Below are 13,430 nucleotides of genomic sequence, written 5' to 3'. Positions count from 1 at the left end.
GATAATGTCGAAACGGAGGGTGTTTCGATGAAAAAAAGATTACAAATTGACCAAGTAACAAAATATTATGGTGCAGAAGCCATTGTAACAAAAGCACTTGATAGCATTTCCTTTGAAGTTGGAGATGGAGAGTTTATAGCAATTATGGGTGCATCAGGCTCCGGGAAAAGTACACTTTTAAATTGTATAGCGACAATTGACCGAATTAGCGCAGGGAACATTTTATTGGACGGAGAGCAAATATCGAACAAGAAGGAAAGGGAGTTAGCAGATTATCGACGCGATAAGCTCGGCTTTATTTTCCAGGAATATAATTTACTCGATACTTTAACAGTAGAAGAAAACATTACACTCCCTCTTAATTTACAAGGGGTATCTCTTAAAGAAACGGAGAAGCGCTTAATAGACATTACAGATAAGTTAGGAATTCATGAGCAGCTAAAGAAGTTTCCGATGGCGCTTTCTGGTGGGCAACGTCAGCGTGTTGCCTGTGCAAGAGCACTTATTACAAATCCAAGTATTATTTTAGCTGATGAGCCTACGGGGGCATTAGATTCAGCCAATTCCAAAAAGCTGATGGAAACACTTTTATTTATGAATGAACAATTGCACTCCACAATTTTAATGGTGACACATGATGCCCTTGTTGGTAGCTTCGCGAAGCGTGTATTATTCTTAAAAGACGGAAAGATCTGGAATGAATTGTATCGAGGAAATCAAAGTCAACGTGCGATGCATGAAGATATTTTAGCGACGATGGCATTGCTCGGAGGTGAGGGGCATGTATCGTAAGCTAGCCTTACGCAATGTGCGAAGACAAATTGGCAATTATTTAATTTATTTTATTACCGTTGCTTTAACAATCTCCCTTATTTTTGCAATGAATAACTTGATATTTAATGATCAGTTACAAACTCAAGCTCAATCCATAGCGGAATTGGCATTAGGATTAGTGTTTCTATCGATTATAATTTGTATCATTATAGCTTTTGTACTCGGTTACGCGAATGCCTTTATGCTGCGACTGCGAAAAAGAGAATTCGGCACTTATTTAACGGTCGGAATGAAACGAAAGCATATTGTGAAACTGTTTTTATTTGAAAATAGCTTACTCGGGATTCTTGCGATGGTTGTTGGATTTTTTGTGGGGTCACTTTTTTATCAGGGACTCATGCTGTTAATGACTCAACTTCTGGATATTCCATTTGAGTTTTCGATGTTTTCATTAAAAGGTGTTCTATTAACAATTGGAATGGTTTGTAGCATATTCCTGTTCTCATCCTTAGTATCAAGTTTTTATTTAAACCGTGTCACTATTTACGAACTCATTCATGGAGAGAAGAAAGTGGAGCAGGGGGTGAAGCATCCGTATGTCGCCATGCTTGTGACAGGCGTATCCTTCGTTGGAATCATCGTATCATTTATCTTTTTTTCTCGGGAATTAAAGAATATCTTTTTAGAAGTCGATTCAAATCCGGGAAACCTCGTATGGCTGATGCTTTTATTAACTGTATCATTGGTGACATTCCACATTGGACTTGCCAAAAGCTTGATGTATATTTTATTAGGGTTTAAACATTTTACACAACGTGGGACGAATCAATTTTTACTACGTCAATTGAGTGCGATGTTAAGCTCTAATGCCATTCTACTTGGGGCGCTGTCTTTTTTAATCGTATTTGCCATGATTGCTGCTAATTTCAGCTTTTTATATAAAGAGATTGAGGAAGCAAATTTAGATAAACAATATCCGTTTGATATTATAGCCAATATTAATTCCGAACAAGAGGGCAGTATTCCATTGGAACAAGCAAAGGAAACGATTGAATCTTATGTGCCTATAGATTGGTCGAAGGTGTATAACGGCTATTCCACAAATGAAAGGACTTTTCATAAGCATACAATTTGGCAGGGTGATAAATATCAGGACGTCGATATGTACATGAAAGAATCGGAAGTAAATGAGCTTTTGCAAGAACTCGGCAGTAAACCACTGAATCTTGATAATCAATTTGCAATTTTCTCTGATATGCCGGGAATTCAAGGGGCAGACTTTTCAGAGGCCTCATTTAATCATAAAGGTCAAACTTATACATTAAGTCATGTAGTGGAATCCATGCCGATGTTTTTATGGAGCTATTTTGTCATTGTCGTGCCGGATGAAGTAGTAGAAGGCATGGAAATAAGCCAAACAGCGGCAGCCATTACTCTAGAAGAAGGACCATTTGATGCACAAAAGCTCCAAGATGCATTAAGTTACACTTATAAAATAGAAGAAAACAATTACTCTGTTTTAACGAGTGACTACCGGGTTAAAGAGCAACGTCGATTATATGCGGCAGCATTCTCAGCTATCTTTATTGTCGGAGCATTATACTTAGCGGTCGTCTTTATTTTACTGGCTATGGCAATTTTGGCACTTAAAATATTATCGAATCTACGTGATGATGAGAAAAAGTATAGACTGCTCAATCGATTAGGCGTCAATGAGGAGTTACAGCGAAAGACATTAGCGAAGCAAATTTTTGTGTTCTTTACGTTTCCGATAGTCGTTCCGATCTGCTTATCCATACCTATTACAATAATTCTCAATCAATTTATTGACCTGGCAGGATATAGCGCAATGCTGAATTTTAATATAGTATCCGTTTCAATAGTAGTAGTTATAGGGTTGATTTACTTCCTTTATTTTATGGTTACTTTCGGACTGACGAAAAAATATGTTATTCAAAGGCGATAGGAAAGCCAAAAGGAATCCAAATTAATAGTAAAGTCGATTTTTCACAACTTGCTGTGATGAAAATCGGCTTTTTTTTATTAAGTGAAATAAAAAACTTAGCCTTTGTAAAGGTTTTGTAAATGAGGTTTACGGAAAATTCATCTCGTTTTCAAAAAAAGCGCTCTTTACATCTAATATTATAGAAATTTTAAAGCTATTTAATTGCAATTTAGCTGTATATTTCAGAACTATCTGAAATATAGCAACTTACCGATGAATAAATTGCCCGAATCACGGACAAATATAAAAAGTTAAGGCTAATAGAACTATTAATGCAAAATATTCAGATTTTATTTAAGAGTTTTACAAAAATATGTATTACTCTCTTCATAATTTACAGAAGGTTTACATGATTCACATATGTTATTAATTTTATAAAGGTATTGTTAAGGCATAAGATAAAAATGCAAGTTGATGGAGGATTGAAGTATGTTGAAAAAAACATGTTACTTCATTGGATTAACAATTCTAATGGTAGTACTAGCGGCCTGCAATAGCAAAGATACTTCGGAATCAAATTCCGGCAACGAAGATTTAATTACAATTTCAGGTTCAACATCGGTCGGACCTTTAGCAGAGAAATTAGCAGAGAAATATGAGGAAACTGAAAACGTAAAAATAGAGATTAACCAAATTGGTTCATCAGCCGGTATTACAAACGCAATCAAGGATGTTTCACAAATCGGTATGTCATCCCGAGACTTGAAACAAGAAGAAATAGATTCAGGCATTAAAGAATTGGTTATTGCCTATGACGGAATTGTAGTCGTAGCTCATCCTTCCAATCCAGTAAAAGATTTAACGATGGAACAAGTAAAACAGATTTTCACAGGAGAAATTACGAACTGGAAAGAGCTTGGCGGCAAAGATCTGGAGATTGTGGTCGTGTCGCGTGAGGATGGTTCAGGTTCGCGTGATGCCTTCCAGGAAATAGTAGGCTATAAATCAGGTCAGTTAATTCGCAATGCGATTGTAGCAAGTGGCAATGGCAATATTAAAACAACGGTGGCGACAAATAAACACGCTGTTGGGTTTATATCATTCGAATACATTGATGAAACGGTTTCAGCTATGGACATTAACGGTGTAAAAGCCGAAGCAGGCAATGTATTGGATGGGAACTATCAATTATCTCGCCCATTCTTATTCGTTCATAAAGAAGACGTTCCCGAAGCAGCAACGAAGTTTATGGATTTTATATTAAGTGCAGATGGACAGAAAATTGTGGAAGCTGCTGGAGCAATTCCATTAACGAAATAATCAGTGCTGGAGGATACATGTGTGAATATACAAGATAAAAATGAACTAGAACAGCAAATTAGTAAAGGCAATAAACGAAAATATTTTTTGGAAAGTCTTTCATCAAAAGTTTTCCTGGCATGTGCGCTTTTATCAGTTATCAGCCTACTACTTATTGTAGGATTTGTATTTTATAAAGGTTCAAACCCGTTTATAACAGGTGGCTACAGCTTCTTTGACTTCCTTTTCGGGAGTGATTGGGTGCCATCGGAAGATAAATTTGGTATTTTCCCAATGATTGTTGCTTCGATTTATGCAACGATTGGTGCACTTATTATTGGTGTACCAATTGGATTACTGACAGCAATCTTTTTGGCTGAAATAGCGCCGAAATCAGTTGCGAAAATTGTATCACCAGCCATTCAGCTATTGGCAGGCATTCCATCTGTATTGTACGGGATATTCGGTTTAGCCATTATCGTACCATTTCTGCAAAATAATTTTGGTTTGGCACGTGGACAAAGTTTAATCGCTGTAATTCTAGTACTGGCAATTATGATGCTTCCAACAATTGTAACGGTAGCGGAAACAGCCATTCGCGCAGTACCGAAAACATATCGAGAAGGTTCACTAGCACTTGGTGTATCGCAAATCGGAACAATCTTCAAAGTAGTCGTACCCGCTGCAAAATCAGGAATCATGGCAGCAATCGTACTTGGATTAGGCCGAGCTTTAGGTGAAACAATGGCCGTAATTTTAGTGGCCGGGAACTCGCTCATTATTCCAACAAGCTTAACGGATAGTGTACGTCCATTAACGACAAACATTGCTCTTGAAATGGGCTATGCAGCAGGAACTCACCAGGAGATGCTGTTTGCAACAGGGATCGTACTATTCTCATTCATTCTTATTTTAAACTTTGTATTAGCTCGTATAACAGCGAAGGGAGCACAGTAACATGCGAAAATTTAAAGATAATATGCTCCGGGGATTGCTTTGGGGTTCCGCATTTGTTTCGGTAGCTGTCCTAGTTATTATCGTAGGCTATATTTTTTATAAAGGCTTCTCCTACATTAGCTTTGATTTCATATTCGGGGATTATTCACCAACAGGTGGTGGCGGGATCTTCCCGATGATTGTCACAACATTACTAACGATTTTAATTTCACTTGCCATAGCAACACCAATCGGAATTTTAGCAGCTGTTTACTTGCATGAGTATGCAAAACAAGGTCGTCTAGTCCGCATGATTCGTTTTGCAACAGAAAGTCTAACAGGAATACCATCCATAATTTATGGTCTATTCGGTGCCGTATTCTTCGTAGCCATTTTAAAGCTCGGAATGTCGATTATTGCAGCATCATTAACATTAACAATCATCGTATTACCAGTAATTATTCGAACGACAGAAGAAGCGTTAAAAACTGTACCGGCAACATATCGTGAAGGCTCACTTGCATTAGGAACGACAAAGTTGCAGACACTAATTAAAATTATCCTGCCAAGTGCAATGCCAGGAATTTTATCCGGTATTATTTTATCAATCGGTCGTATCGTAGGGGAATCGGCGGCAATCTTCTTAACGGCAGGTACAGTAGCGGCTATGCCAACGAGTATATTCTCATCAGCCCGTACATTAACCGTACACTCATTTTTAGTTACACAGGAAGCAGGCGATATCGGTCTTGCAGCAGCTGTTGGTATCGTATTGATCGTCATTATTTTAGTGCTGAATTTATCGGCAACGTATATTTCAAAAAAATTAAACAAAGCAGATTATTAAAAGGAGCTAAACTTACATGACTATGATCGTATCAGAAGCATCAATCTTCAATTCAACAACAAGTGCAACGACGGATACTTACGCAACGAAAATACAAGTAAACGATTTAAATTTATTTTATGGTGAAAAACAGGCATTATTCAATGTCAATTTAGATATAAAAGAAAAGGAAGTAACAGCATTAATCGGTCCATCTGGATGTGGTAAGTCAACATTTCTGCGCACATTAAATCGCATGAATGACCTGATTGATGGTGTGCGTGTAATTGGTAATATTCATATTGATGGTGAAAATGTATATGAATCGAATGATGTCATTAGACTGCGCACAAAGGTGGGGATGGTGTTCCAAAAGTCGAATCTATTCCCAATGAGCATTTATGATAATGTAGCTTATGGTCCACGTATGCAGGGGATTAAAAATAAAAAAATTCTAAATGAAATCGTTGAGGAATCTTTACGCGGTGCCGCAATTTGGGATGAAGTAAAAGACCGTTTAAAATCTTCCGCTTTAGGGTTATCCGGTGGACAGCAGCAACGTATATGTATCGCCCGTGCAATAGCCATGAAGCCAGACGTAATTTTAATGGATGAGCCAACTTCAGCGCTTGACCCGATTTCTACATTGAAAGTAGAAGAACTAATAACACAAATGAAAAAAGATTATACCATTGTTATCGTTACGCATAACATGCAGCAAGCAGCGCGTATTAGTGATAAAACAGCGTTCTTCTTAAATGGTGAAGTTGTTGAATATGATGATACAAATGTTATTTTCTCGACTCCAAAAGACGAGCGTACGGAAGACTATGTAACAGGACGATTCGGATAAGAGGGGGATTTACAGATGATTCGCGAAAATTTCGAAAAGAACATGCTCGAGTTACAAAACAAGATGGGTGAAATGGTAGACTTGACGGTTGTAGCAATGGAAAAAGCGTTTAAAGCCCTTGAAGAACAGGATATGGTATTAGCGTTAGCTGTCATTGAGGAAGATTCGTCCATAGATGAACTGGAAAATGAGATAAATCAAATGGCAATCTGGCTGATGGCGAAAGAGCAGCCTGTAGCTCGTGACTTACGTCGTATAGTTAGTATGATTAAAATGTCTTCCGATATTGAGCGTATAGCGGATTTTGCCGTAAATACAGCAAAAGCGACGATTAGAATCAGCAAAACTGATTCAATATTATCCAAAACATCCTTAGTTGAAATGAAAAATATTTCAATGGATATGCTGAAAAAATCGATGACTGCTTTCATAGAGGAAGATATCGCATTGGCAAAAGCAGTTGGCGAGCTTGACGATAAAGTCGATCAGAAGAATCACGAAAATTATGCAGTACTGACAGATTATCTAAAAGAAAGTCCACAGGATATAGAGCAAACGTTACAGTTGCTTTTCATTAATCGCTTTGTTGAGCGTGCAGCAGACCATATTACAAATATGGCGGAATCAACAGCGTACTTTATTAAAGGGCAGTTATTTGATTTAAATTAACTAGGTTAACTAGAGAAGCGGGGAATCATTAATGACGAAAAAAATATTAGTCGTTGAAGATGACGAAAATTTAGTGAATTTACTGCGCATTTATTTAGTAAAGGACGGTTATGAAGTTCATTGCGTAAAAAATGGAAAAAACATTATGCAAGTAATTAAGACTTTTGAGCCGGATGCCATGCTTTTGGATTGGATGCTTCCTGACATTGAAGGGATCGAATTATGCCGTCAAATTCGTTTCGAGCACGATTTTCCAATCATTATGATAAGTGCCCGTACAGATGAGGTGGATATTGTGCTGGCCCTTGAGATTGGTGCAACGGAATACATTCGCAAACCGTTTGGATTTCGTGAAATGCTCACACGTCTTCGGATCCATTTAAAACGTCATGAAAAAGAAATTCGGCAGCAGGAGCGTATATCAGAACTATTAATTGGGCCGTTCCGTGTCGATTTAGTAACCTTTAAAGTATTTAAAGATGAAGTAGAGATTCCATTAACGAAGCGTGAATTTAAATTACTGCTCCATTTGCTCGAGCAGCCTGGAGATATTAAATCACGTGAGGAAATTATTGATATACTGGACTTTACTAAAGGTGATCGGCGTACGGTCGATGTACATATTCGAAGATTACGAGAAAAGATTGAAGAACAGCCGAGTTCGCCAAAATGGATTAAAACAAAAAGCGGAATAGGGTATTACTTTAATTCCCCGACACAAGAAGTCTCTTACAATTAGTAGGAGACTATTTTCATGATGTTAGTCAGTGATTTAAATTTAAAATAGGAAATTGCATCATTTCTTTTACAAATGGGTGAACCACGATTTATACTAAATGGAGAAGGTTAATGAGGAGGTATGAATATGTCAGAACAAGAAAAAAAGAAATTAAGCTTACAGGAACTTGTAAAACAACAATTAGAGGCTAAGAAAAACAATGCCAATAGCGGTAAGGGTAATTTAAAAGGTGATACATCAACGAAAAAGATGAAAAGCCAACAAACGAAAAAAACGAGCAACACACGCCGTAAAATGGGCGTATAATTAAGCAATTTGAAACCCTGTGCAATCGAAAAATTGCGCGGGGTTTTGTTTTGGTTTTTTTTTACATAGAAAAGTGATTCCATATTGTGTGTCACTCGTCTTTATAGAGGAAGGAGGCTGATTTATTTGAGACGCGAAGTTTTTGAGAATAATTATGATGCCATATATAAATACATACGTTATTTAACGAATGATCCAGAGTTAACACATGATCTTTTGCAGGAAACCTTTTACCGCTTTTATCATAAAAATTATACTGAGCATGAACGTACATATTTGCTGAAAATTGCTCGAAATCTTGTATACGATCATTATCGCAGGAAAAAAATTGTAGGCTTTTTTCAATTGAAATCAGACCCTATTGCTACAGAAGCTTTACCAGATGAAGTAATCGAGCGTAATGCAGAAATCGAAAAGCTCTATTGTGCATTACAACAAATTAAATGGAGCTATCGAGAAGTAGTAATCCTTCGTTATATCGAAGAATATTCGGTAAAAGAGACGTCGATGATTTTAAACTGTAGTGAAGTAAAGGTGAAAAATAATACAGCGCGCGGCTTAAAGGCATTGCGTGTCATGTTGGGAGGGGAAAAAGATGTTTGAAGAGAAGCATTTAAAAACCTTACGCAATATTAAAGTGGATGAGGAAAAAAAACAGGCTGATTTTGACAAAATTATAAAGCGCGGCAAGCAAAAGGTTGTGGATTGGCCAATATTTGCATTAATCGTCAGCATTGTAAGTATTACATTGTTTTTAATTGCAACCAGCCCTCTCGATAATCAAATGGCAACAACTACTGATGATAGCCAACTAATCGCTGTGTATACAGTAAATGGGAATGGAAACCCGAAGTCCGCACTGCAGTTACATGTAAATCGGGTGACAAATGAGAAAGCATTGGATGAGATTTGGCAAGTATACAATCAGCTACAAATAACCGATAAACCTGATGCAACTTCGAAAGTTTATGCTTCTTACCGCTTTAATTTCAGTGACAATACATCTAAGCTGTATTATCAATATATTGTTCGTCAAAAGATCTACTATGAAGATGCTTCAACAGGACAGTATTATAAACGGGAAGATGGTTCGGGCATACCACTTATTCAGTATGATCAACCGACTACCCTCCACACTGTAGCGTTTTTTTCACTATTTGTTTTATTAATCGGTAGTTTTGTATACGTCGATCGCCAAATGCGTGATAAATCGGATCCAAAAAGGAAATTACCTAAGCATTCCCATACAGGACAAAGTGTGCTGACGTTATTGTTCTTGTTAAGCTTATTCATCCTACTGTTTTCTATTCCCAATATTCATTTCATGTGGATTGTTGGCAGCAGTCTTGCTGTAGCCTTTATCAATATTTTGATTGAAAATAAATATGGGAATAACAATTGGCGCAAACTGTCATTTTTATTGTTTGGTTTACTTGTTCCGACCTATTTATATTTATCTTTTGTATTATAATAATCGATATCGTTTCAGAATACTTTGACAATAAATTCTTTCCCTCGTACGATAATAGTAAGGAAATAAGAAGGGGTGAAAGGATGACTACAATTGAAAAAGCAAGACTTCTAGATCAACAGGATACACTTGGAAAATATGCCGATGAGTTTTATAAAAAAGAAGGACAAATCTATTTAGACGGCAATTCCCTCGGGTTACTGTCAAAGCGAGCTGAACAATCGGTGCTTACATTGCTTGACTCATGGAGGCAGTACGGAATTGATGGATGGACGAGTGGGGAGCATCCGTGGTTTTATTTGTCTGAAAAGCTAGGGGAATACTGTGCACCACTTGTTGGAGCAAAAAGTAAGGAAGTCGTATTAACCGGTTCAACTACGACAAACTTACATCAGCTACTTGCTACTTTTTTCAAACCAACCGAGAAGAGGAATAAAATTTTGGCAGATGAGCTGAATTTCCCGTCCGACTTATATGCGGTTGCCAGTCAAATTGCACTGCATAATTTACCGGAAAGCCATATGAAGCTCGTAAAAAGTGAAGATGGGCAAACAATTTCGACTGAAGCAATTATTGAAGCGATGACTGATGATGTAGCAGTCGCTGTTTTACCAGCTGTTTTATATCGCAGTGGGCAAGTGCTGGATTTACAGGCAATTACGAAAGCGGCTCATGAACGAGGGATTATCATAGGCTTTGATTTATGCCATTCAATTGGCTCAATTCCGCATCAGCTTCACGAAATTGGAGCGGACTTTGCATTTTGGTGCAATTATAAGCACTTAAATGGGGGACCGGGATCTGTCGCAGGTTTATTTGTCCATGAAAAGCATTTTGGTACAGCACCAGGTTTAGCCGGCTGGTTTGGCTCTGCAAAGGAAAAACAATTTGATTTAGAGACAACGATTTCAGCTGCGCCCGATGCAGGGGCTTATCAAATCGGGACACCGCATATATTAAGTTTGGCACCAATTGAAGGCGCACTTTCCATTTTTGCAGAGGCAGGGATTGATGCTGTGCGTGAAAAATCACTTGCCTTAACTGAATATATGATGGAATGCATTATGCATGAAATACCAAATACATTCACATTTGGCAATCCTCTTGACGAAACACGTGGCGGTCATTTGTTTTTAGTGCATGACGAAGCGGCCAGAATTTGTAAAGCATTAAAGGAGAATGGGGTCGTCCCGGATTTCCGTGCACCGAATGGAATCCGCTTAGCGCCTGTTGCGCTATACAATTCCTTTGAAGAAGTGTGGCATGCTGTTCAAATTTTAAAAGATATTGTCTTCAATAAGACTTATGAGAATCATGAAAACAAGCGGGATATCATTGCATAAGGAGTGGTTTGATGGAGAAGCGTTCGATTTCGGATTTACAGCAAAAGCTAAAAAGTGAAAAAGGCATTCATACCGATTTTAAGGAGGATATGACATACGGCGAGTATTTAAGTTTAGACGCAATTTTAAACAATCAAAACCGCCTATCCAATCACCACGATGAAATGCTTTTTATTATTATTCATCAAGTAAGCGAGCTTTGGATGAAGCTGATTATTCATGAAATGCAAGGTGCGATTCAAGCAATTGAACGCGGGGAAATGCAGCTGGCTTTTAAAATGCTGGCACGAGTTTCAAAAATACAAATGCAAATTATTCAGGCGTGGGATGTATTGGCAACAATGACACCTGCAGAATATTTGCAGTTCCGCGATGATCTTGGAAAAGCATCCGGTTTCCAAAGCTATCAATATCGTTTAATTGAATTTTCGCTTGGATATAAAACACCTCATATTTTAAAAATTTATGAGAAAGAAAAGGACGTTTTAGAAAGATTAAAAGAAGCGTACGATGCACCGAGTATTTATGACGTTTCCATCCAAGCATTGGCAAAAGCTGGATTACCAATTAATGAAGCTTTGCTAAATCGAGATTTTTCGGTAGTATATAGTGGTGACGACTCAGTTGCTGCTGCATGGAAAACTGTCTATGAAAATACTGATAAGTACTGGGATTTATACCAGCTCGGTGAAAAGCTAGTCGATATAGAAGATTCATTGCAGCAATGGCGATTCCGTCATATGAAAACAGTCGAGCGTATTATTGGCTTTAAAGTAGGCACGGGTGGATCATCCGGTGTCAATTATTTGCGTCAAGTGCTTGATCATCGTTTTTTCCCGGAGCTATGGGATTTACGAACAGTGTTATAGCTTAGTTAAGTTTAGTTTAGTTTAGATGAGTGGAGTGAGGCAAATGGAGAAGAGTAAAGGACAGTGGTCAAGTAAATTAGGATTTGTATTAGCGTCAGCTGGTGCAGCGATAGGGCTTGGGGCGATATGGAAGATGCCCTACGTAGCCGGTCAAAGTGGAGGCGGCGCATTCTTTTTGATTTTTGTAGTACTAACATTAATTATTGGTTTACCAATGCTATTATCGGAATATATTATTGGGCGTGCCGCGCAAAAAGAAGCGGTTACTGCGTATAAAGTTCTTTCCCCTAATCCGAAAGTTTGGGCATGGATCGGAAAGCTTGGTATATTGGGATGTTTCCTATTATTATCGTTTTATAGTGTTGTAGGTGGCTGGATATTTGTATATAGTGGCGTATCTATAGTCGGAAATGTCATTGAGCCATCAGTTGATCCAGGTGCATTTTTCGGACAAGTAACAGGAACACCGTGGATTGCGCTTGTTGGACTAGCATTATTTACAATTGCCAATGTTGTCGTTATCGCACTAGGTGTACAGAACGGAATTGAAAAAGCGAATAAGTTTATGATGCCGCTTTTATTCATAATGTTCTTTATTTTAGTCATTAGAGCAGTTACCCTTGATGGCGCGATGGAAGGGATTAAGTTTTTCCTATATCCAGACTTTTCGAACATTACAGGTGAATCAATACTATATGCTTTAGGACAATCATTTTTTGCGCTTGCAGTTGGATTTTCATGTTTAGTTACATATAGTTCTTATTTAAAGAAAGATGTAAGCTTACCAAATTCAGCAGGCTCAGTTGTAGGATTGAGTATTTTTGTTTCCTTTTTAGCAGGTTTGGCCATTTTCCCGGTCGTATTTGCTTTTGATATGGAAGTGGCAAGCGGACCGCCATTATTATTCATGGTATTGCCGGCAGCATTTTCACAGATGCCATTTGGCGAAGTTTTCTTGGCGATGTTTTTAATTTTATTTTTATTCGCGACTTTAACTTCATCCTTCAGTATGTATGAAATTATAGTAGCGGCAGTAATCGAGAAGTGGAATATTACGCGCGCTCAAATTACGATGATTATTGGTGTACTTGTATTTATCGCTTCGATTCCATCGACACTGACATACAGTACACTAGGTGATGTATCAATATTTGGCCGAAGTATTTTTGATTTTACAGATTTTGTTGTGTCCAATGTAATTTTACCGGTCGGCAATTTACTGATAGCAATTTTTATTATGCATATTATGGATAAAAAAGTTGTCAAAAGTGAGTTGTTACAAGGTAGTAAAATGGGGGAAGGCTTTTACAGAACCTATCGAATTTTAATGACCTTTGTAGTACCGGCAGTAATTTTTCTCGTTCTCTTATATTTAGTCATTCAGTATTAGAGGTGATGCT

At 37.7% G+C, this 13,430-nt stretch carries 14 protein-coding genes; all 14 read left to right on the top strand.

The window, feature by feature from the left end; translation table 11 throughout:
- Positions 1–27: 27 nt before the first annotated feature.
- Entirely contained in the window at positions 28–792 is a 765-nt protein-coding gene (locus H9632_RS10425; protein ID WP_191704039.1) for an ABC transporter ATP-binding protein, read from the top strand.
- Positions 782–2,740 (top strand): ABC transporter permease, encoded by a 1,959-nt coding sequence (locus H9632_RS10420; protein WP_191704038.1) that lies wholly within the window; start codon positions 782–784, stop codon positions 2,738–2,740. The genes H9632_RS10425 and H9632_RS10420 overlap by 11 nt, the downstream gene beginning before the upstream one ends.
- 468 nt (positions 2,741–3,208) lie before the next feature.
- Positions 3,209–4,039: a phosphate ABC transporter substrate-binding protein gene (locus H9632_RS10415; RefSeq protein WP_191704037.1), complete on the top strand. Its 831-nt coding sequence runs from the start codon at positions 3,209–3,211 to the stop codon at positions 4,037–4,039.
- Between the two features lie 21 nt (positions 4,040–4,060).
- Entirely contained in the window at positions 4,061–4,975 is a 915-nt protein-coding gene (gene pstC / locus H9632_RS10410; RefSeq protein WP_191704036.1) for a phosphate ABC transporter permease subunit PstC, read from the top strand.
- A 1-nt stretch (position 4,976) separates the two neighbouring features.
- The gene (gene pstA / locus H9632_RS10405; protein ID WP_191704035.1) at positions 4,977–5,801 is read left to right on the top strand and encodes a phosphate ABC transporter permease PstA; all 825 of its coding nucleotides are present in this window, start codon (positions 4,977–4,979) and stop codon (positions 5,799–5,801) included.
- 16 nt (positions 5,802–5,817) lie between these two features.
- Positions 5,818–6,633: a phosphate ABC transporter ATP-binding protein PstB gene (pstB, locus tag H9632_RS10400; RefSeq protein WP_225223779.1), complete on the top strand. Its 816-nt coding sequence runs from the start codon at positions 5,818–5,820 to the stop codon at positions 6,631–6,633.
- Positions 6,634–6,648: 15 nt separating this feature from the next.
- The gene (gene phoU / locus H9632_RS10395; RefSeq protein WP_191704034.1) at positions 6,649–7,302 is read left to right on the top strand and encodes a phosphate signaling complex protein PhoU; all 654 of its coding nucleotides are present in this window, start codon (positions 6,649–6,651) and stop codon (positions 7,300–7,302) included.
- Between the two features lie 31 nt (positions 7,303–7,333).
- Positions 7,334–8,041 (top strand): response regulator transcription factor, encoded by a 708-nt coding sequence (locus H9632_RS10390; RefSeq protein ID WP_191704033.1) that lies wholly within the window; start codon positions 7,334–7,336, stop codon positions 8,039–8,041.
- Between the two features lie 126 nt (positions 8,042–8,167).
- Positions 8,168–8,347, top strand: a complete 180-nt coding sequence (locus tag H9632_RS10385) for a hypothetical protein (RefSeq protein ID WP_191704032.1) — start codon at positions 8,168–8,170, stop codon at positions 8,345–8,347.
- A gap of 126 nt (positions 8,348–8,473) precedes the next feature.
- Positions 8,474–8,950, top strand: coding sequence for an RNA polymerase sigma factor (locus tag H9632_RS10380; RefSeq protein ID WP_191704031.1), 477 nt, complete (start codon positions 8,474–8,476; stop codon positions 8,948–8,950).
- A complete protein-coding gene (locus tag H9632_RS10375; protein WP_191704030.1) occupies positions 8,943–9,818 on the top strand; it encodes a hypothetical protein in 876 nt (291 codons plus the stop codon). The genes H9632_RS10380 and H9632_RS10375 overlap by 8 nt, the downstream gene beginning before the upstream one ends.
- A gap of 83 nt (positions 9,819–9,901) precedes the next feature.
- Positions 9,902–11,161: a kynureninase gene (kynU, locus tag H9632_RS10370; RefSeq protein WP_191704029.1), complete on the top strand. Its 1,260-nt coding sequence runs from the start codon at positions 9,902–9,904 to the stop codon at positions 11,159–11,161.
- Positions 11,162–11,172: 11 nt separating this feature from the next.
- The gene (gene kynA, locus H9632_RS10365) at positions 11,173–12,030 is read left to right on the top strand and encodes a tryptophan 2,3-dioxygenase (RefSeq protein ID WP_191704028.1); all 858 of its coding nucleotides are present in this window, start codon (positions 11,173–11,175) and stop codon (positions 12,028–12,030) included.
- A gap of 43 nt (positions 12,031–12,073) precedes the next feature.
- The gene (locus H9632_RS10360; protein ID WP_191704027.1) at positions 12,074–13,420 is read left to right on the top strand and encodes a sodium-dependent transporter; all 1,347 of its coding nucleotides are present in this window, start codon (positions 12,074–12,076) and stop codon (positions 13,418–13,420) included.
- The last annotated feature ends 10 nt before the right edge of the window (positions 13,421–13,430 follow it).

Source organism: Solibacillus merdavium (assembly GCF_014836935.1).
GTDB classification, from domain to species: Bacteria; Bacillota; Bacilli; order Bacillales_A; family Planococcaceae; genus Solibacillus; species Solibacillus ferritrahens.
Note: the sequence above shows the minus strand (reverse complement) of the source record. Positions and strands in the feature narration are given on the sequence as shown.